We start from the raw sequence: 20047 nt of genomic DNA, 5'->3' as shown, positions 1-20047 counted from the left end.
GCCCTGGGTAACCAACATGCATTCTATCACTCAGTTATTTTTACCCAGTAATGGCCAGACTATTGGCTCGGCCTCCCTAATTAGGCAGAACGCGGGAGAGACCGAACGTGGCGTGTTTCATCAAACCATGCTCGAGGTGTCGCGCATGGGGCGTTTGCCAACGCCTGACGACATAGCAGCACTTGCCGATAGAGGAGCGCCACACCCAAGTCTGGGCCACGTTATCTCGAAGGCACAAACAGCTATCACTGAATCAAGCAAGCCTACTGAGCCTGCCATCAGCGAATCTGGTCGCTCTGACGCTGCGCTCTTTAATGATATGAATATATATCAAGTACTACCAGAAACAACCCTCTATACGGCTAGTACTCCTTCGGTATCGACAGAAGAAAGACTGGCACACTCCATTGTCAGCTTACGTACGCTCGCCAAAGGACAGGTTCATATAGCGACGGCATTTTCTGCTGCCCAAGATACAGTAGCTAAACAAGTTCATAGTCAAATTGTTATGCCTACACAAGCAGCTGCGAATACGGTCTCGGTAGGTACGATGCTCCTATCAGTCGAGACTATTGCAACTGCTGTTCTTCAAGCAGTCGACAAGCTAGCTACCGGCACAATGCCAGAGCACCACGCCCCAGAAGCTCTCGGCATCATTGATACTCCTGACTCTTTCAATGCCCAAGCTTTTTTATCATCGCCCACTATTTTTTTCTCGGCATCCGGGCAATCAACACAACCACCAAAAAGTGATTCTTCAAGCTCTCTGACAACGGCTACCTCAACAACGCACGACCTAACACTAGAGGAGACAATCACTGCGATCACCTCTAGCCTAGAGATTTTGAGTCGTCACACTCCCCGTACATTGCCAACCCACCAGCAAATTCAAGGTGCACTTGAAAATACTGAGGCAGTAAAAACAGCAAGTGCGCAAGATGTTACTGTGTCACTTTTTAGCCAGCTGAGTCTATTTCCCGATAGCTCTCCCGGCGCTGCAGACACTCATGAAGCGTTTGCTATCGTACCCACTGCTTCAGCACTATCGCCATCATCAAGCAATACAAACGAAACACTAACAATCGAGTTGGTAAAGATCACTTCCGGCTTACAAACTTTGCACCAACTATGGGAATCGGATTCTCGACACATCTCCGATGGTAAGCAATCCCCATATCCTCTAGCAGAGCACCTGAAACAGATCAGCCAATTAACACATACGCTGCTAACACAGACCGCGGGCGGCCATACCTCTACCCAGCCAACCCATACATTGACTGAGCTAGATGAAATTGCCCAGCGCATATCATTAGTATCAAGCTATGCTGGTCATGCATGGCCCAGCGCCCAGACAACTCCTTCGATAACAAACACCGTTGATGTGCTATTTGCTACTCAAGGTAACACGCAACAGATCGTACCGTCCTCGCCCGCAATGCTTATAACGGCGCCAAACCAGCCCAACTCACTTTCAGTGGAGTCCACAAACACATGGTCAATGCTGCAAAATGTTCCGCTTTCCGATAGCCATGTTATGGCAACTTCGACTAGTTACGCGCAGGGCGACCAACCCCAGAAACCAATAGCAGTATCAGGCGAAACAACCACTTTACTGCCCATAGGTACATCCACATTAGGCAGCCTACCTTCGCCTTCAACGGCTGCGCAATTTGCATCGTCACCCGCTCTGATTTCAAGTCCCGGCTGGGCAGCACAGCTTGGGCAGCAACTATTACATTTCGTCAAGCGGGGCGGGGAGCAGCGTATCGAAATGAAATTAAATCCTTCTGACCTAGGGCCACTCTCTATCTCCCTAAGAATGACAGAGCAAGGGACACAGGCCCAGTTCCTTTCCGCTCATGCGCATGTACGACAAACCCTTGAGCAAGCTATCCCACAGCTAAGGGAAATGCTTGCAGAGCAAGGCATTACCTTAAGTGATACTTTCGTAGGTGACCAGGGCGCTGGGGATGAGAGGTTTGAACATCAGAATAGGCCTGGGCAGCTTGTTGAGGAAGGCGACATGCCTAACGAACACAACCACCACAACAGCTCTTCTAACCTGGTAAACGTATACTCGGATGGGCGGGTAGACCTATACGCATAGCTGTATATCATCACGAAATTAATGCATGGTGTGTGAATCAACAGTTAGCAAAACCAAGAGATAGGCTCCTCCGATGAGCCTGTTCATTTCTTCATAATTACTCGTGTCAGGCATAATGCTCAGTGAGCGTCTTCCGGGATCATGATGGGAAAATCAATGGCTGAATCAAGCGGCGGATCTAAAAAACTGCTTCTGGTAATGATCATACTGGTACTGCTCTCTTCGGCGGGTGCAGCTGCAGCGATCTATCTCGTTCTTGACCAGCGTGGAGGAACGGAGGGGGAGCCCCAACAGCAAACGCTAGCGCCGACGCCACCCGTCTTCACGCGTATCGAACCTTTCACGGTCAACCTGGCCGATGATCGCTTCGGGTCACGCCTGCTCTATACCGGCATCACACTGCGGGTAGGCAACGAACAGAGCAAAGCCATCATCGAAGAGCACATGCCGCAAGTACGCAGCCGGCTGCTGATTCTGCTGTCTGGCAAGCAAGCGAGTGAGCTGACCTCTACAGAAGGTAAAGAAGCGCTTGCTCAGGCTATCATCAGTCGTTTGTCTGTGCCCTTGACCGAGAACCAGCCTCCCCTAGATCTCAGGGAAGTGCTGTTCACCGAATTCATCGTTCAATAATCCCGGGTACTGGAGCCGTTCATGTCGCAGGACGATCTACTGTCCCAGGAAGAAATCGATGCCCTGTTGAAAGGCGTCAGCGGTGATGACGAGCCAGCGGCCACGTCATCTCACTCGCAAGCTGAAACGCGCATACGCCCCTATGACCCGTCGACCCAGCACCGGGTCATCAGGGAGCGTTTGCACGCACTGGACTTCATCAACGAACGCTTTGCTCGCTATTTCCGCAATGGGCTCTTCAACCTGATCCGCCGCAGTTCGGATATCACGGTCGAATCAGTGCGCTATCAAAGCTTCAGCGACTTCTCGCGTAACGTTCCGGTACCTACCAACCTGAACATCGTGTCGATGAAGCCACTGCGAGGTTCTGCGCTGGTGGTTTTCCCTCCCAACCTGGTCTTCATGGTGGTGGACAACCTGTTTGGCGGCGACGGGCGTTTCGTCACGAAGTCGGATGGCCGTGAATTTACCAATACCGAGCAGCGCATCATTCAGCGGTTGTTGAATCTGGCCATAGATGCTTATCAAGAAGCGTGGAAGGTCGTCTACCCGCTGGATGTGCATTTTCTGCGCTCGGAAGTACAGTCCAAGTTTGCCAATATTACCAATTCGCCTAACGAGATAGTCGTCAATACCAAGTTCAATATCGAAGTAGGCAATTTGTCGAGCAGTTTCCAGATTTGCATGCCCTACGCCATGATCGAGCCGCTCAGGGACCTGCTAGTCAACCCGATCAATGACAGTAACCACGACAGCGATGGCACCTGGTCACGGCGCATGGCCAGCGAACTGCGCCAATCTGAAGTCGAGCTCATTGCAGAGTTCGCTCAGATCCCCAGCCGTATTGCTCACGTGATGGGTTTGAAAAAAGGCGATGTACTGCCTATGGACATCCCCTCCACGATTACAGCACGGGTCGATGGTGTACCTGTGATGGAGTGTGAATACGGTAGCCAGCGACAGCAGCGCGCTTTGCGCGTGCTGCGCATGATCGACCATGCGGCCATGAATAACGTATCGTCCAAGGACTTTATCAAAGGTTCAACGCGACAGAAAGCCAAGGAACCCAAAGCATGACAGACCCAAACAAACCCGATCAAAAAGTATCTGATGACGATTGGGCGGAAGCCATGTCTGCACAAGATGAGTCATCGTCCAGCGCCGATGCCGCCAGTGACGATGACGACCCCTGGGCTGCCGCGATGGCGGAACAAGAAGCTGCCGAGCAATCGGAGGCCACGGAAGAGCCTGCCCCCGAAGCCCCCAAGGCAAAGCCTGCCAGTGACGATGTCTTCCGTCCTCTGAGCGGTGAACCCAGCAGTGGCGCGACCCGTGATCTGGAAATGATCATGGACATCCCCGTCAAACTCACCGTCGAGCTAGGCCGTACCAAGCTGACGATCAAACAATTGCTGGAGCTCGCCCAAGGCTCGGTCATCGAGCTGGAAGGTTTGGCAGGTGAGCCGATGGATATTTTGATCAACGGATATCTGATTGCGCAGGGCGAAGTGGTCGTCATCGAGGATAAGTACGGCATCCGTATTACCGAGATCATTACGCCGTCAGAGCGTATTCATAAACTAAATCGATGAGTGTCGCGACGACTTCGACTTCCGTGGATGCGTTAAGCGGCGGTGATGCCCTGATCGGCATGGCGGTCCTTGGAAAAACCGCTGCAGCGCTGGCACTGGTGGTGGCAATCATTCTGGTGTGCACTGCGCTGCTCAAACGCTGGCAGCAGCACCGTTACGATCATGGTGCCCATCTGCGCGTGGTGGGTAGCACCGCCATTGGGAGCCGCGAACGGGTGGTGGTCGTCGAGATAGAGGATACCTGGCTCGTGCTCGCCGTCAGCGGTGGAAAAGTATCCATGCTCCACGAGCGGCCTGCTCCTGAAGACCGCGCGGCCCCCATAGCCGAGAGTTCGCCCTCTCCTTTTTCACAACGCTTCAGCAGCGCCTTGGCCAACCATCGTCTCAAGCGCTCCGGCGCTCAGCACACCACCGACTCTCAGCCCAAGCCATGACCCATGCTCTGCCTTTGTTTCGCTCCATAGCACCACGCGGGTGGCTGTTCAGCCTGCTTTTGATGGGCTGCCTGCTGTCTTTGCTCTCCCCTGGCGTGGAGGCACAGCAGTTGCCAGGCTTGGTCTCCCAGCCGACAGATGATGGAGGCCAACAGTGGTCTCTATCGCTGCAAACGCTGCTCTTCCTGAGTTCGCTGGCATTTCTACCTGCCATGCTATTGATGATGACCAGCTTCACGCGCATCATCATCGTGCTGAGCCTGTTGAGAACGGCCATGGGCACCCAGGCCACGCCTCCGAATCAGGTATTGCTGGGCATTGCCCTGTTCCTGACTTTTTTTGTCATGTCACCGGTCATCAGCCAGGTATACGACACGGCCTGGGTGCCCTTGACACAGGAAGCCATCAATTTCGAAGAGTTCTTGCTTCAGGCCCAAATTCCGTTCAGAGAATTCATGCTGGCACAAACGCGGGAACCTGACCTGGCTCTGTTCGTACGCTTGGCTGACATAGGCCCCTTGCAAGGCCCCGAAGAGCTTCCCATGCGCGTCTTGCTACCCGCCTTCGTGACCAGCGAACTGAAAACCGCATTTCAGATTGGTTTTACGATCTTCATTCCCTTCTTGATCATTGATCTGGTGGTTGCCAGTACGCTCATGTCGCTGGGGATGATGATGGTTCCCCCGGTCACGATTTCACTACCCTTCAAGCTCATGCTGTTCGTGCTGGTGGATGGTTGGCAACTGATCATCGGCTCACTGGCAGAAAGCTTCTACATGATTTAGCACCGCGGGACGGTAAGGAGAACGAGCATGACGCCAGAGATGGTAATGAGCCTTGCCTATCAAGGAATGCGGGTAATGTTATTCCTGGCGGGCCCAATATTGCTGGCAGCGCTCTTCGTCGGCCTGCTGATCAGTCTTTTTCAGGCTGCCACGCAGATCAACGAGATGACGCTGACCTTCATTCCTAAAATTCTTGCCGTGTTCACCGTACTGGTCGTAGCAGGCCCCTGGCTCATTGGCTTGATTACCGATTTTACACATCGCCTGTTCAGTAATATTCCCGCGATGGTGATGTAGCCTGTGGTCGAGGTCACCTTTGCCCAGCTACAGGGCTGGCTGGTCGCGTTTTTCTGGCCCTTCGTGCGCATTACGGCCTTCATGACCGCCTCCCCACTGTGGGGCCACTCCAGCGTGCCTAATCAGGTCAAGGTGGCACTCGCTGCCGTCATTGCCATCGTGATAGCCCCTTTACTCCCCCCGATGCCGGATGTAGCGCTCATGTCATGGGCAGGCGTCGGCATCATCATCGAGCAGATGTTGATAGGGCTGGCCATTGGCTTGGTCATGCATATCATATTTGCCGTGGTGCAGGCGGCGGGCGAGTTCATCGGTTTGCAGATGGGGTTGGCCTTTGCCAGTTTCTTTGACCCCTCCAGCGGCACCAACATCATGGTGTTGTCGCGCATTCTCTATACGGTGACGCTGTTGATGTTTCTGGCTTTCAATGGCCACTTGATGGTGCTGGAGGCTCTGATCATGAGCTTTGTCACGCTGCCCATAGGCATCGGGACCTTGAACCCTGGCGCCTTCGAGCTGCTTGCCCGCTATGGAGGTACCATCTTTGCGTCAGGCATGCTGCTGGCACTGCCACTAGCAGGCCCACTGCTCATCATTAGCTTGTCGTTGGGCATCCTGAACCGTTCAGCACCACAGCTGACGGTGTTCAACATCGGCTTCCCCACGTCTATCCTGGTGGGCCTGACGCTGCTGATGGTACTGATGACCGACCTAGGCAGCTTTCTACAACAGCTGTTCAGTCAAGGCGTGATGTTTACTCAAGGGCTGATCGAAGCCATGGCCCCCATAAATTGACGCCCTGCCACTGGGCAAGTGGCAGGGCGTTTCGCAGCATGGCGAGACAAGGTCACATAAAATCGAACAGCGACATGCCCTTGATATCGACGAACGCACGCTGTGCCGCCTGCAAACCTACCTGACGCAGGCTATATTCGGAGATCGCCGCGGCATAGTCCAGATCCACAAGATCAGAAAGCGTCTGCTCGTAGTTGAGCATCCGGTTGCTGCCGACCGCGTCGATGACATCCAGCTCATTCAGCCTGGCGCCTGCAGAGGCCCGTACCGTCAACACATTGTCCAACGCATTGTCCAAGTCACGCATCGAGGTATTGAGCGTGTTGCGCAGCGCAGCCTTCTGGCTACTGCTTTCTGCAGGCGTCTCCAGAACACGAATGGCCGCTTCCATGGTACGGAACAGGTCTGCTGGTCGTTGCTCGCTCCCTGAACGCGCGACAAGAATTTCATCGCCTGCTTCGGAAGGACCGCGCAGCGTTACGTTGACACCGCCAAAGCTCAACTGTTGACCACTGGCATCGTAGGGCTGCCCCACCTGTCCAGCAACGTCCAGCCAGGCCGCGCCATCGAACTGCTGCAAGGTGTAAATAGACTCACCGGCGCCATTTTCTGCGAACCTGACACGGAAGCTATCGCCGTAATCAGGGTCGTTGACGTTGATCACCTGAGGGCCATTGATGGTTACGCTACCCTGGTTCGCCACGTTGGCCTCGGCGATGTAGCCGGCACCACTGGGCACTTGCTGGAAAATGGTCACACCATTTTCAGTGACCGGCATTAACCGCGATGCATCGACCCGCTGCTCACGACCGTTATTGTCACCTGTATATTCGACACTGCCATCAGCGGACTTCACGAAGGGCGGGGCGTTATCCTTGTAGCCGCCAAAAATATAGCGTCCATTGCCGTCCGTCGCGTTGGCCTGACCAATCAGCGTTTCATAGATGCCTTTTAGCTCACTGGCAATAGACTCTCGGTCGACATCGCTCAATGTGTCGCTGGATGCTTGAACCAATAATGTTTTAGCGCTTATGACGGCATCGCTGATACTGTTTAGAATGCTTTCCGTCTGCGACAACGCATTTCGCGCCGACACACGAGCATCAGCATACTGTTGAGTCATTGCCTTCGACTGGTCTACTCCAACGGCACGTGATGCGGCCTGCGGGTCATCAGATGGATTGACTACACGCCGGCCACTGGCAATTTGCTGGCTCGTTTTCAGGAACTCGTTCTGCTGACGGTTTATAGAAGCCGTACTCTGCTCGAACATGGTGACCGTACTAACACGCATCGCCTAAGCCTCTTATTAGTTCCGCAAGTTCAAAATGGTGTCCATGATCGTGCTTGCTGTATCGATCACGCGTGCATTTGCCTGATAAAATTGCTGGAAACGAATCAGGTTGGCAGCTTCTTCATCCAGATTAACGCCTGACTCCGACTGCTGCACAGCGCGTAGCTGGTCTGTCAAACCTTGACGTGCATCGAGGTTCACCTGAGTGATATTTGTTCTGTTGCCAACATCACTGACCAGCACACCGTAAGCACCGCTAACGGTTGCCGTGCCACCCACGATCCTGTCGTTCTGCAAATTCTGTAAGGCTAACGCATTACGGTTATCCCCCGAACCTGCCGCTACCCAGTCTTCAGAAGGGGCTTCAGGATTGATAGGCTGGCCCGCAGCAATTTTATCCAGATCCGTAATACCAACGACCATGTCACTGGCCGCACGACGCAAGGGCTGCACCTCGTAGCGGTCACCATCAGGTGGAACCGTACTAAACGTCATGGACAAGCCTCCGAAGGAGAGCGTATTACTATCGGCATCCCAACCATTGCCAATATCTACAATTGAGCCACTATCTTTACGTATTACCGTTGGCTCTCCGCCCTCAAAGCTGACGGTGTAATCTGTCGCGCGGAGCTGATCCATATTGGCTGCATCGAAGCGGATGCTGACAGTAGCGAGCGAGCTATTGGATGAATAGCTGTATACCTGGGGGGAGCGGACTTGAAAGAAGTCGCCGCCTTGCTGGCCATCGAGATCCAGACCTTGCTTGTGCTGCTCATTGAAAGCTACCGATAGAGAGACAGCCAATTGCCCTATCTGATTTTGAGTTTTGTCCAGACTTTCTGAGCGAAAGGCCATCAGGCCGCCCAACGCGCCGCCCTTGATGGCAGACTCATCCAGTTGAATAACATTATTACTGCTATTCCGATAGCCCACAACGATACGCTGAGGGTCATTGTCGGCTTGTATAGCCTCGAGTTTGAAGGCATTGACACCGCTCACCAAGGGTTGGCCATTGGGCAGGCTCAGGTTGTACGTCTTCCCGTCCTGGACATTTAGCTTAATATCCAAGCGATCATTCAACTCTGAAACCAGAAAGTCCCGCTGATTGAGCAAGCTGTTGGGAGCCTCTCCCGTCCTGGCTCGAGCTAGAGAAATTTCTCGATTCAAGGAAGCCACCTGCTCAACCGTATTATTAATTTGAACGACCTCATCACGTATCTGGCTATTAATGTTGGTCTGCATGTCCTGCAAGTAACCGTCAAAAGAGCGGAACTGAGCACTGAGTGTGTTCGCAGCCCCCAGGACGCCTTGTCGCGCAGCTGGGTCGGAAGGTGAGCTGGCCAAATCCTCAAGAGAAGAGAAAAAGTTCTGCATCAAGGGCGATAGACCTGCCGCCCGGTCAGCCAGCAGATTATCAATTTGGGAAACCTGATTATAGTAAGTAGCCAACGCGCTCGACTGGGTCTTCGCATCATTGAGCTGGTTGGCAACATAAGTATTGAACTGCCGCTCAATATCATTAACGCGCACACCACCGCCAACGCGACCCTCACCTAACAAGGTCAACTCTCGATTATAGCCGGGTGTATATACGTTACTGATATTGTTACTGGTCGTATTCAAGGCATTCTGCGCAGCATTCAGGCCGCTCAAGCCGATCGAAAACATGCTCATGGTTCAATTCCTTAGGCCGATATCTGGTTATCGGCAATGCGCAGAAAAACTTGAATACCCCGCCATGCTAGCGAGCATCCGCCAACAAGTTGCTGGATGTGCCGAGGGGACCCATGGTGTTCATTACCGCGATCAACTTCTCGGCATAACGTGGGTCGGTCGCATACCCACCGCGCTGAAGTGCATGTGCGGCCTGCTCTGGTGAGCCTGCCTGCACGACACCCGCATACCGAGGGTTATTGCCAATCAACCGGGCATAATCGGTAAACGCATGCTCGAATGAGTCATAGACACGAAAAGCATCGACGACCTGTGTGCGTCGACCGTTGATATATTCGTGGGTCACGATATTGGTCGTGTTCCCCTGCCAGTGACTACCCGCCTTGATGCCGAACACATTGAAGCTGTTACGCCCTTGCTGGGTGGCTATCTCATGCCTTCCCCAACCGGTTTCCAGCGCCGCCTGGGCAAGAATCAACTCAGCAGGGACACCCGTGGCCGCACTCGCCGCTTTCGCAGGCATCGCCAGCGTGTTCATGAAACGCTCGACGTGTTCATGCGGATGAGCCGCTCGCGGGGTGGCGGCCTGGCTCTCGACCTGACGAGACTCGCGCTGACGAACGATATCCAGCTCGTGATAGAAACGACCATTGCCGGTGTTGTCATCACGCCATGCTTCTGGTGGCTGAAGCGGATTATCCAGCACTCTGGGTGTCCCACGAGGTATGCCAGCGATCAGTGCTTGAAGCTCCTGGTCGGCATCCGACGCTTGGCCAATAGCACCTTGACGCTGCAACTGGTCGATCAAGGCATCCGCCAGCCCAATGCCGCGAGACGCCATGACCTGCGACCACTGCTGATCCATCATCGACTGATAAAAACTCATGTCACGGCTGTTCATCAGGCCTGACGTTGGCGTGGCATCGCGCATGCTTTTGACCATCATTTGAATGAACAGCGCTTCAAACTGCTGCGCAGCACCTTGCACACCCGCCTCGGGGTCGACCCGAGCGTTATGCTGAAGGCGCTGAAAGCCATTCATGTCCAATGCGAATTGGCTCGTCATGTCTCCCATGCTCATCAAATGATCTCCAGCTCGGCGCGTAATGAGCCAGAGGCCTTGAGCGCCTCGAGAATCGACATCAAGTCTTGTGGTGTCGCCCCGAGAGCATTCAGCGCATTGACCACTTCATTGAGCTGCGCGCCTTCGACGATCTGCAAATACGCCTCCTGCTGCTCGATGTTGATATCCGCATCGGGCACGACCACCGTTTCACCCTGGCCCAGTGGATTGGGCTGGCTTACCCCAAACTGGGTATCGATCATGATGGAGAGGTTGCCATGGGCGACCGCTGCACGACGCAAAGTCACCGCACTGTTCATCACCACAGAGCCGGTCCGCGCATTCAGGACCACGCGGGCAGGTGCTTCCGTAGGTGTCACTTGCACATTTTCGACACGCGCCATGAAGTTGACCCGCTCGTTGGCGTCCATGGGGCCATCCAGCGCAATCACCCGGCCATTTCTGGCATATGCCACCGAACGTCCAAACTCGCTGTTGATCGCAGAGACCATGCGTTGCACGGTGCCAAAATCAGCGTCGTTGAGCTGCAGTTCCAGCGCGCCACCATTGCCACCCAGGTTGAGCGGCACTTCACGCTCGACCAGAGCACCATTGGGGATCCGGCCAGAAGATTGCTGATTGATCTGTACGCTACTGCCACCCGCCTGAGCGCCGGCCCCACCCACCAGCATATTGCCCTGAGCAATGGCATAGGTATCGCCATCGGCACCCTTCAAAGGCGTCATCAACAGCGTACCGCCACGCAAGCTGCTGGCATTGGCGATGGACGACACCACGACATCGAGTCGTTGGCCAGGCCTGGAGAACGGCGGCAAGTCGGCGGTCACCATGACGGCCGCGACATTACGCAGCTGCAGGTTGGTACCCGGAGGCACGGTGACACCCAGCTGGGAAAGCATGTTCGTCAAGCTCTGGCTAGTGAAAGGTGCTTGCGTGGTCTGGTCACCGCTGCCATCCAAGCCTACGACCAGGCCATACCCCACCAGCTGGTTGTCGCGAACGCCAGCAAAGTTGGCCAGCTCACGAACCCGCTCAGCCTGAGCGGGTAGCGCCAAAAGGCAACAAGACACCCATACCATTACGCACGACAGGGCTTTAATGGGACTACTCACCTTCCACAGATTCGCCATATTGCAGCAGGCCTCTTTTGTCGAACGGATCAACACGCCTAGAAAGGCGATACATTGAGGAAGAAGCGCTGTAGCCAACCCATATGCTGCGCTTCATTAATGTAGCCATCACCGACGTACTCGATTCTGGCATCCGCCACTTGAGTGGATGGCACCGTATTTTGGGCAGTGATCGTGCGGGGATTCACAACGCCAGAGAAGCGAATGAACTCCGTTCCTTGATTGATGGCGATCTGCTTCTCACCACGCACCCGCAGGTTACCGTTGTTCATCACTTCCAGAACGGAAACGGTGATGGTGCCGGTAAACGAGTTCGTGGCCTGGGAACCACCGCCACCCGCAAAGATATTGTCTGACGAAACATCGAACCCGAAGTCTTCCAGAAAATCGATGATTTCCGGTATTTGTGCGATATCCAGGCTAGCCGACCCGCTACGATTGGCATTCGACTGCGCACTCTTGCTGGCACTGACTTCCTCGTCCAGCACGATGGTCAGGATGTCGCCAATCGTACGTGGGCGCCGATCTTCGAACAGCGGCTGATAACCACGTCTGGCTTGATAAATAGAGCCATTAGGAACGGGAGGCGGACGATCGACGATATTGATCTGCTCTTGCTCGCCGACTACCGAGGCGCGTGGTATCTGCGCACACCCTGCCGCCATCAGAATGAACACTGCCATTCCAACGAGCGCCAAACGGCGCAAACTGCCATGAAGTTCTAACATAACGCGACCCTATCTCTATGCTCTACGAATCGGCAGCATTAGAGCTGGCTCAAGCGCGCCAACATCTCATCGCTGGTGGAAATGGCGCGGCTATTGATTTCATACGCGCGCTGCGTCTGAATCATATTGACCATCTCTTCAACGACATTGACGTTAGACGTTTCGACATACCCCTGGAACAGACGGCCAGCGCCATTGTTACCCGGTACATTCTGGTTGGGCGCACCTGACGCACCGGTTTCCAGATACAGGTTGCCACCGATGCTTTCCAGACCCGTCGGGTTGATGAACGAAGCGACGTTGATCTGGCCGATGTCTGCATCCTGAGCAATACCCGGCTGACGGACGCTCACGGTTCCGTCTTCACCAATCGTGATTGCCAGTGCATTGGCAGGGATAAAGATGGCGGGTTCGAGGGGGTAACCATTCGCCGTGACCATCTGGCCATTTTCATTCAACTGAAAGTTACCGTCGCGAGTATAGCCAATGGTGCCATCGGGCAATAACACCTGGAAAAAGCCCTCGCCATTGATGGCCAGGTCACGAGAATTGCCGGTCTCTTCAAGGCCACCCTGTGTGTGCAAGCGCTCTGTGGCAACAGCACGCACACCGGTCCCTATCTGCATGCCCGAGGGCAGTCGGTCCTGAATGTTGTTCTGCGCACCGGGTTGGCGCATGTTTTGATACAGCAAATCTTCAAATACCGGACGAGAGCGCTTGAAACCGTTGGTGCTGACGTTCGCCAGGTTGTTGGCGATGACATCGAGCTTGGTTTGCTGTGACTCCAACCCGGTTTTGGCAGTCCACAAAGACTTGATCATGGCATTGTTCCCTTGGCTGAGTGGCTGCGATTAGCCTTGAATCGATAGGATGCTGTTGGCACGCTGCGCATTCTCATCGGCCGTGCTCAGCATTTTCATTTGCATGTCATAACGCCGCGCAACGTCGATCATGGACACCATGGCATCGACGGCACTGACATTACTCCCTTCCAATGCGCCACTGACCAACCGGGCGTCTTCGTCAGCCGGCAAGGTGCCAGGCTCTCCATCCTCGTTGGGCGGCGCTCTGAACAAGCCATCGTCGCCACGTATCAGTGCCTGTTGATCTGGCGTGACCAGCTTGATGCGACCAACGTCCACCATCGCTGCGGGGCCCTCGCCTTGAGGAATGGCGCTGATGGTCCCATCTGCGCCAAAGGAGATCTGCGCGCCTTGAGGCACCGCAATGGGGCCCGCATCCCCCATCACAGGGCGGCCGACGCTTAGCAGCACGCCATCACTATCCAACTGCAGGTCGCCGCGCCGGGTATACGTCTCGGTGCCATCCTCCGCCAACACCGCCATCCAGGCATTGCCTTGCATGGCGACATCCAACATTCGGCCGGTACGCTCGATGGGGCCTTGCGAGAAGTCGGTTCCCGGCGTCGTGGTAACGGCCGACACACGGGTCGGCAACACGCCATCGCCTTGCACGGGCACTGAGCGTACCGCCTGCAGCTGGGCGCGAAACCCTGCCGTGGAAACGTTAGACAGGTTGTTGCTGACCACTGCCTGCTGGTCCATGGTGTGTTTTGCGCCACTCATGGCGGTGTAAAGCATACGATCCACAGCGTGCTCCTTAGCGCGATGACGCCACTATTAGAGGTTAATAATGGTCTGCAGGAGCTCGTCCTGGGTGCTGATCGTGTTGGAGTTAGCCTGATAAGCACGCTGCGCAATAATGGTATCCACCAGCTCCTTGGCCAGCTCGACGTTAGACGCTTCTACGGCACCCGCCTGAATGGCACCAAAACGGCCTGAGCCAGGCACCCCAAGGTTAGCCAAGCCGGAGCTATTCGTGGCCGCCCACAGGTTGTTACCCAGAGGTTCGAGACCTTCGTTGTTACGGAAACTCGCCAAGGCAATCTGCCCGGCCGGGCGCGACTGATCATTGGTAAAGTTACGTACAATAGTGCCATCTTCCGTCACGGTGATACCCGCTAATGCACCCGAGGTATAACCATCCTGATTCAGCTCATTTTGCTGGGAAGTGTTGGCAAACTGCGAACTACCGGCAAAATTGAAAGCGAAGGTGAACGGGTTATTGGCACCCTGAACACCGGGAATCGTGATATCGATGGCGCTACCACTTTGCACGTTGCTGCCATTAGAGATAAAGTTTTCTATCCGATCCAAGCTGGCAGTTATGCGCCCGGCATCGCCTTCAGCGTAGAAACTGGAGTTACGAATATAAGGGCCGTTGCCGTCTTGTGTATAGTTGAAACTACCGGATACGGCAGTAACACCCACCACGGCAGAATTGGCTAACGCATCGAATGCGCTGTTGGGCTCGGTTGCAAAACCGTCAACAGCCACGACATCGGCTTTGGTTAAAAGCTGACCGTTTTGGTTGAAGTTGAGCAAAAAGGCTTGCGGAGTATCACTTTCAGGGTCAAATGGGCCACCGTTAGCGCTTTGAAGCTGGCCGTCGACTGCGATCGTTGCAAGCCAAGTATTATCCGCAACTTTTTCGTAGTAAGTGGTAACCTGACGAGGGTTGCCAAGCGAGTCGTAAGTCGTGTAGTTGTTGCTAAAGTGATAATTAAGGCTCAGGTCAGCCTGATCCTCGCCAGCTTGAATACGGAACCGATTGGTGACCAGATCTTCACCTGGCTGAGCCCGCGAATCCAAGTTGTAAATACCGTTAACTTCTGATGTTTGGCGCGCAGGCAGGTCATCAGCAGGTACTTGCAGTGCCTGTGGGGCGCCGCCAACGAGGATATCAGTAAAAGGAAACGGCAGTGCGGTGCCAGCTCTGACGGCCTCTTGATCAACGTTTTGATCCAGACCATAACCCGTCAGGCGATCGCCTTGAGCGTTTACAATGAAACCATTGGATGTCAAGCTGAACTCGCCATTGCGCGAGTAGCCCACTTCACCTGATGGACGCTCCAGGCGATAGAAACCGTCTCCCGCCACCGCCAAATCTAGGTTACGACCGGTATTCTCGATGCTGCCCTGGGTGAAGTCCTGGCGTGAATCAGACACGCGCACCCCAATCCCCTGTGAAGCCGCGAACACGTCGGCAAAGCGCACGCTTGAGCTTTTGTAACCCACGGTTTGTGAGTTGGCGATATTGTTACCTGCCACGTTCAGTCTTTCTGCCTGGGCGTTAATCCCCGAGACGGCGGTAGTAAAAGACATTGTTGATCCCTCGAAATTCGTTAAAGAAAAAGTGGTTAGAGGATTTGTTTCACTTGATCAATGGAAACCTGACCAAAAATCGCTCCCAGATCCAGGCGCACATCACTGCCCCCCTTGCCGGGCGTGACGCCTTGAACCAGCGCATAATTCAGCGGTTTGGCATCCAGCAGCTCCCCTTCAGCATCGGTGGCTCTGAAGTTGACCCGATAGGCACCTGCTGGCACGGCTTCACCCGCGTTGGTGGTACCTCCCCAACTGAACGATTCCACGCCTGCTGACACACGGCCCAAATTATTGGTGTAAACCACTTCACCTGACTGGCTAGTGACCGTCACTTCGACTCTTTCAGCAGGCACGGCAAGCTCGATACCAAACGGGGTAGCAAAAGAACCATTTTCGGCATCAGAACTCACCATGACATTATTTCCCGGGACCAGAACGGCTTTATCAATCAATCCGGCGGCCTGAAGAGATTTGGCAGCATCCATTTGCTCGGTAATACCGTTGAGTGTGGAATTCAGCTCTTCTATTCCACTCACGGTATTGATTTGCGCTAGCTGTGAAGTCATCTCCGCATTTTCCAACGGGTTAAGCGGGTCCTGATTCTGTAACTGTGTGATCAGCAATGTTAGAAAGCTTTCACGCAGCTCTTGCGACTGTCGCGTTGACAGCCCGCTGGAGCCTATTCCATTCACGCTGCTCATGACACTGGTATCAATATTCATCATCAGCCCTCGCCCAGCGACAGTGTCTGAATCATCATTTGCTTGGTGGTGTTGAAGACTTCAATATTCGCCTGATAGGAGCGCGATGCAGAGATCATGTTGACCATCTCGTGTACCGGCTCGACGTTGGGCTTGGCCACATAGCCGTCTTCATCTGCAGCGGGATGGTTGGGTTGATATTCGAGACGCAACGGTGAGTCGTCCTCGACAATGTCACGCACGCGAACACCGCCCATACCGTAGCGGTTGCTCTGCAGCTGCGTCTCGAACAAGACGTGCTTGGCACGGTAAGTCTCACCATCCGGGCCTGCGACGCTGTCGGCATTGGCCATATTGCTGGCCGTGACGTTCATGCGCTGCGCCTGTGCGCTCATCGCTGAACCAGCGATGTCAAACGCTGAAAACATGGACATGGCTTAGTATTCTCCTATCACCAGGTTATTCAGGCTGCATCGCATTTTTCAGGCCTTGAATACGACTGTTAATGATGGTGAGAGCCGCTTGATAGCGAACGGCATTGTCAGCGAACTGTGTACGCTCACGATCCATGTCCACCGTATTGCCATCCAGACTCGGTTGATCTGGAATGCGGTAGAGCAGATCAGTGCTCGCACTTCCCTGCCAAGCAGGCCCTTGGCCAGCCAAATGGCGATCCGCCGTGCGTGACAGTGCCAATCCTCCGCCTTGACGCAACTGGGCCTGGCCATTATCGACCGCCTTCTGCAATTCGCTGGCAAAGTCGATGTCGCGCGCTTTGTAATTCGGCGTGTCCGCATTGGCAATGTTCGCGGCCAGGACCTGGTGCCGCGCCTGGCGCAAGCCAAGTGCCTGCTGGTGAAAATTAAAGGCAGATTCAAGCTGATCAATCATGCCGACCCTCGCTCGCCGTGAGGCAAAAAATAAATCGGAAATTCTTGATCATGGATAATAGAGGCGAGGCTTTCATCTTAAAGCATGGAACAGGTAGCGTTTCCACCAGCATTTCCCATGATACGGTGGGTACTTTTGCATTACACTGCCGAGTCTATGCAGCATCCGGCCTGCGTAGACTCTGAGCTTTCACACTGAGTGGCCCTCTTCATGCTCCATGCGCTGTCTCTCGTTTCTGCCGCTGCCATGCGCAAGCTATTAACACTCTTAGCATTAATAGTCATTGCTCTTCCTCATGGGGCACAGGCGAGTGACCTCTCGTTGGAAGAGAGCGTGCATATGTTCCTTTATCAGCATACCCAGGCACTGGGGCAGGAGGCGGTCATTACCGTCACGCCACCATCCCCACACCTGCCTGCTTGCGTTCAGCCGGACCCTTTTCTAGCCAATACCGCACAACCACCAGTGGGCAGAGTTTCGGTGGGCGTGCGCTGTGGCACCAATGGTCGCCAAGTCAGGTACATGCAAGCCCAGGTCGACGTCGTAGGTAGCTATGTTGTCGCGCTACGCGACATCGAGCGAGGCACACTCATCACTGCCGACATGCTGAGCCAGAGGGATGGCAACTTGAGCAATCTGGCACCACAGACACTGACAGATCAAGCCGATATCATCGGCAAGGTAGCCCAGCGACCGATTCGTAGCGGTAGCTCTTTTCAGGCACACTTTCTACAGGCGCCGCATCTGGTTGAACGGGGCCAGCGTGTCACGGTCATAGCACAAGGGTCTGGTTTTCGTGTTTCTCGTGAAGGAGAAGCCATGGCCAACGGCGCACGAGGCGACATCATCCGAGTACGCTTTGGGAGTCGCGAAATCGCGACGGCACGCGTCATTGATCAAGGCATTTTAGTGGTGGATTTTTGATTCAGCACCTAAAGTCTTCATTGCCCAGGCCGATAGTTACTACACAGCCCGAGATGCCCAGACGTTGACGATGAGGCCCACAACGTGAAAATCGACAACCTTAATCCGCTGGTGCGCACCAACCAAGCACAGCAGCGTGAAGACACTCAAAAAATCACCGGCCCCAAGACGCCGGACAGTGCCAACTCCGCCCGCGAATCGACGCAACTGAGTCAGTTCAGCGCGGATAGTAGCCAAGACATTGACATGGCCAAAGTGCAGGAAATCCGTGATGCCATTCGTGAAGGGCGCATGGAAATTCGTGCTGATCGCATTGCCGATGGCCTCATTGCAAACTTGAAAGAACTATAGTCCCGGTCATGAGCTTATCTCGCCTTCTTTCCAGCCAACTCCAACGCCTTGACGATTTGATTGGATTGCTGACACATGAGCAAGAAGAGCTGACCAAGGGCAGCATCGATGGCGATGCACTCGCTGAACTTGCCCATAAAAAGCAGGTGCTGCTGGTCGAGTTGGAGCGCGTCGAAGTGCTGAGGCGTGGTGTACAGAACAAGCTTGGCTACCCGGAAGGCTCTCTAGGTGCTCGCCAGGCAGCCCATGATGCCGAGTGTTTACCTGTTTGGGAAAACATGCTGGAAAAAGGTGAGCGAGTGGCTCGCATGAACGCCCTCACCGGACAAATGTTGTCTGTGCGCATGAAGCACAACCAGGAAATGCTTGATTATATTCGGCAAATCGCTGAAAAAACCCTCTACAAGCCTGATGGGCGTAATAGCGCTCAACCTGGGCGAATCAACGCCTCTGCTTAAAACATACCTGGACAACCTTTATACAAGACGCTTCAATTAGGCAATATCGTCTAACTCTGGAGTCGTCATGCTGCCTCATCTTCCCAAACAGTTCAATGCAGTGGTCACAGGGGCCAACGGCGGCATTGGCAACGCCATCTTGCAGCGTCTACTCTCGTCCTCTCAGCCTGGCCACATCATCGCCGTCAGCCGCTCACCGCTGGGGCTGCAGCATGACAAAATCACCTCCGTGGTAGCGGATCTAACGACCAGCATCGGCCGTCACACTTTGGCAGAAGCCGCAGGAGACCGGCCAGTTCACTTGCTGGTCAACACCATTGGCATGTTCCACGGCTCAGATCTGCATATCCAGCCCGAAAAACGCCTCGAACAGCTAAGTGAAGAAGCGTTCATGCGCGTCATGCAGGTCAATGCAATGACGCCCGTTATGCTGCTTGCAGCACTCAAGCCTTGCTTGCAAGGGAAGCACCCCTGCATCATCGCCAGCCTTTCGGCGCGTGTCGGGTCTATTACCGATAACGGTTACGGTGGCTGGTATAGCTATCGAGCCAGCAAGGCAGCTCATAACATGCTGATGAAAACGGCGGCCATCGAGATTGCTCGTCTCAACAAGCAAGCCATCGTACTATGTCTTCATCCGGGCACGACGGACACATTACTCTCCAAGCCCTTTCAGGCCAGGGTGCCCAGCGATAAGCTGTTCACAGCGGAGTATGTCGCTGATCGACTTCTCGAAGTCATGGCGCAACGCACGCCCGAAGAGACCGGCAGCTTCTGGGATTGGGCAGGAGAGCCCATCGAGTGGTAACTAAGGTTTTTGAATATCAAGGTTTTGAATATCAGCACACAGCAAAAAGCCCCGAACACAATGTGCTCGGGGCTTTCTACGATATAAGTGCCTGACGATGACCTACTCTCACATGGGGAGACCCCACACTACCATCGGCGCTAAGCGGTTTCACTTCTGAGTTCGGCATGGGATCA

Annotated in this window: 23 protein-coding genes and 1 rRNA gene; 12 read left to right on the top strand and 12 right to left on the bottom strand. The window is 54.4% G+C overall.

From position 1 onward, the window contains the following. The first annotated feature begins 16 nt into the window (after nucleotides 1-16). The 8 genes from FEU76_RS15135 to fliR all read left to right on the top strand — a co-directional run bounded on the left by FEU76_RS15135 (nucleotide 17) and on the right by fliR (nucleotide 6640). Complete coding sequence (locus FEU76_RS15135; RefSeq protein ID WP_186299158.1) at nucleotides 17-2107, top strand: flagellar hook-length control protein FliK; 2091 nt, start codon at nucleotides 17-19, stop codon at nucleotides 2105-2107. 156 nt (nucleotides 2108-2263) lie between these two features. Further along, entirely contained in the window at nucleotides 2264-2737 is a 474-nt protein-coding gene (gene fliL, locus FEU76_RS15130; protein ID WP_096921686.1) for a flagellar basal body-associated protein FliL, read from the top strand. Between the two features lie 21 nt (nucleotides 2738-2758). After that, nucleotides 2759-3814 (top strand): flagellar motor switch protein FliM, encoded by a 1056-nt coding sequence (gene fliM / locus FEU76_RS15125; protein ID WP_096921687.1) that lies wholly within the window; start codon nucleotides 2759-2761, stop codon nucleotides 3812-3814. Beyond that, complete coding sequence (gene fliN / locus FEU76_RS15120; protein WP_039180862.1) at nucleotides 3811-4329, top strand: flagellar motor switch protein FliN; 519 nt, start codon at nucleotides 3811-3813, stop codon at nucleotides 4327-4329. Before fliM ends, fliN begins: the two co-directional genes overlap by 4 nt. Continuing rightward, on the top strand, nucleotides 4326-4763 hold the full coding sequence (fliO, locus tag FEU76_RS15115) for a flagellar biosynthetic protein FliO (protein WP_039180865.1): 438 nt from the start codon (nucleotides 4326-4328) through the stop codon (nucleotides 4761-4763). Before fliN ends, fliO begins: the two co-directional genes overlap by 4 nt. 62 nt (nucleotides 4764-4825) lie before the next feature. Then, entirely contained in the window at nucleotides 4826-5548 is a 723-nt protein-coding gene (gene fliP, locus FEU76_RS15110; protein ID WP_422822518.1) for a flagellar type III secretion system pore protein FliP, read from the top strand. Between the two features lie 27 nt (nucleotides 5549-5575). Further along, nucleotides 5576-5845 carry a flagellar biosynthesis protein FliQ gene (fliQ, locus tag FEU76_RS15105; protein WP_039180870.1) on the top strand — a complete coding sequence of 90 codons (270 nt, stop codon included), beginning with the start codon at nucleotides 5576-5578 and terminating at the stop codon, nucleotides 5843-5845. A gap of 3 nt (nucleotides 5846-5848) precedes the next feature. Continuing rightward, nucleotides 5849-6640 (top strand): flagellar biosynthetic protein FliR, encoded by a 792-nt coding sequence (gene fliR / locus FEU76_RS15100; protein WP_039180874.1) that lies wholly within the window; start codon nucleotides 5849-5851, stop codon nucleotides 6638-6640. Between the two features lie 52 nt (nucleotides 6641-6692). On the opposite strand, the gene flgL is transcribed toward fliR, so the two are convergent. The 11 genes from flgL to flgB all read right to left on the bottom strand — a co-directional run bounded on the left by flgL (nucleotide 6693) and on the right by flgB (nucleotide 17330). Continuing rightward, nucleotides 6693-7934: a flagellar hook-associated protein FlgL gene (gene flgL, locus FEU76_RS15095; protein ID WP_096921691.1), complete on the bottom strand. Its 1242-nt coding sequence runs from the start codon at nucleotides 7932-7934 to the stop codon at nucleotides 6693-6695. Between the two features lie 15 nt (nucleotides 7935-7949). Next, complete coding sequence (gene flgK / locus FEU76_RS15090; protein WP_096921692.1) at nucleotides 7950-9608, bottom strand: flagellar hook-associated protein FlgK; 1659 nt, start codon at nucleotides 9606-9608, stop codon at nucleotides 7950-7952. A gap of 67 nt (nucleotides 9609-9675) precedes the next feature. After that, on the bottom strand, nucleotides 9676-10689 hold the full coding sequence (gene flgJ, locus FEU76_RS15085) for a flagellar assembly peptidoglycan hydrolase FlgJ (protein ID WP_039180883.1): 1014 nt from the start codon (nucleotides 10687-10689) through the stop codon (nucleotides 9676-9678). Beyond that, on the bottom strand, nucleotides 10689-11771 hold the full coding sequence (locus tag FEU76_RS15080; protein WP_167385731.1) for a flagellar basal body P-ring protein FlgI: 1083 nt from the start codon (nucleotides 11769-11771) through the stop codon (nucleotides 10689-10691). The genes flgJ and FEU76_RS15080 overlap by 1 nt, the downstream gene beginning before the upstream one ends. 89 nt (nucleotides 11772-11860) lie before the next feature. Continuing rightward, entirely contained in the window at nucleotides 11861-12550 is a 690-nt protein-coding gene (locus FEU76_RS15075) for a flagellar basal body L-ring protein FlgH (protein ID WP_039180887.1), read from the bottom strand. A 38-nt stretch (nucleotides 12551-12588) separates the two neighbouring features. Continuing rightward, a complete protein-coding gene (gene flgG / locus FEU76_RS15070) occupies nucleotides 12589-13371 on the bottom strand; it encodes a flagellar basal-body rod protein FlgG (protein ID WP_039180890.1) in 783 nt (260 codons plus the stop codon). Between the two features lie 30 nt (nucleotides 13372-13401). Further along, nucleotides 13402-14160 carry a flagellar basal-body rod protein FlgF gene (gene flgF, locus FEU76_RS15065; RefSeq protein WP_039180892.1) on the bottom strand — a complete coding sequence of 253 codons (759 nt, stop codon included), beginning with the start codon at nucleotides 14158-14160 and terminating at the stop codon, nucleotides 13402-13404. Nucleotides 14161-14190: 30 nt separating this feature from the next. After that, complete coding sequence (locus FEU76_RS15060) at nucleotides 14191-15735, bottom strand: flagellar hook protein FlgE (RefSeq protein ID WP_096921693.1); 1545 nt, start codon at nucleotides 15733-15735, stop codon at nucleotides 14191-14193. A gap of 35 nt (nucleotides 15736-15770) precedes the next feature. After that, nucleotides 15771-16463: a flagellar hook assembly protein FlgD gene (locus FEU76_RS15055; RefSeq protein ID WP_096921694.1), complete on the bottom strand. Its 693-nt coding sequence runs from the start codon at nucleotides 16461-16463 to the stop codon at nucleotides 15771-15773. Continuing rightward, on the bottom strand, nucleotides 16463-16873 hold the full coding sequence (gene flgC, locus FEU76_RS15050) for a flagellar basal body rod protein FlgC (protein WP_016915683.1): 411 nt from the start codon (nucleotides 16871-16873) through the stop codon (nucleotides 16463-16465). The genes FEU76_RS15055 and flgC overlap by 1 nt, the downstream gene beginning before the upstream one ends. Before the next feature lie 25 nt (nucleotides 16874-16898). Continuing rightward, nucleotides 16899-17330, bottom strand: a complete 432-nt coding sequence (flgB, locus tag FEU76_RS15045) for a flagellar basal body rod protein FlgB (RefSeq protein WP_039180902.1) — start codon at nucleotides 17328-17330, stop codon at nucleotides 16899-16901. 210 nt (nucleotides 17331-17540) lie between these two features. On the opposite strand from flgB, the gene flgA reads away from it, so the two are divergent. The 4 genes from flgA to FEU76_RS15025 all read left to right on the top strand — a co-directional run bounded on the left by flgA (nucleotide 17541) and on the right by FEU76_RS15025 (nucleotide 19871). Continuing rightward, on the top strand, nucleotides 17541-18254 hold the full coding sequence (flgA, locus tag FEU76_RS15040; RefSeq protein ID WP_144984059.1) for a flagellar basal body P-ring formation chaperone FlgA: 714 nt from the start codon (nucleotides 17541-17543) through the stop codon (nucleotides 18252-18254). 84 nt (nucleotides 18255-18338) lie between these two features. After that, nucleotides 18339-18605 carry a flagellar biosynthesis anti-sigma factor FlgM gene (gene flgM, locus FEU76_RS15035; RefSeq protein WP_096921695.1) on the top strand — a complete coding sequence of 89 codons (267 nt, stop codon included), beginning with the start codon at nucleotides 18339-18341 and terminating at the stop codon, nucleotides 18603-18605. Between the two features lie 8 nt (nucleotides 18606-18613). Next, the gene (locus FEU76_RS15030; protein WP_039180909.1) at nucleotides 18614-19063 is read left to right on the top strand and encodes a flagella synthesis protein FlgN; all 450 of its coding nucleotides are present in this window, start codon (nucleotides 18614-18616) and stop codon (nucleotides 19061-19063) included. A 67-nt stretch (nucleotides 19064-19130) separates the two neighbouring features. Beyond that, the gene (locus tag FEU76_RS15025; RefSeq protein WP_144984056.1) at nucleotides 19131-19871 is read left to right on the top strand and encodes an SDR family NAD(P)-dependent oxidoreductase; all 741 of its coding nucleotides are present in this window, start codon (nucleotides 19131-19133) and stop codon (nucleotides 19869-19871) included. Nucleotides 19872-19960: 89 nt separating this feature from the next. On the opposite strand, the gene rrf is transcribed toward FEU76_RS15025, so the two are convergent. Continuing rightward, nucleotides 19961-20047, bottom strand: a 5S ribosomal RNA gene (gene rrf / locus FEU76_RS15020); the annotation flags it as partial.

This window comes from Halomonas sp. C22, assembly GCF_007655045.1.
In the GTDB taxonomy this organism is placed as follows: Bacteria; Pseudomonadota; Gammaproteobacteria; order Pseudomonadales; family Halomonadaceae; genus Vreelandella; species Vreelandella hamiltonii.
This window is presented reverse-complemented; position numbering and strand designations above follow the sequence as displayed.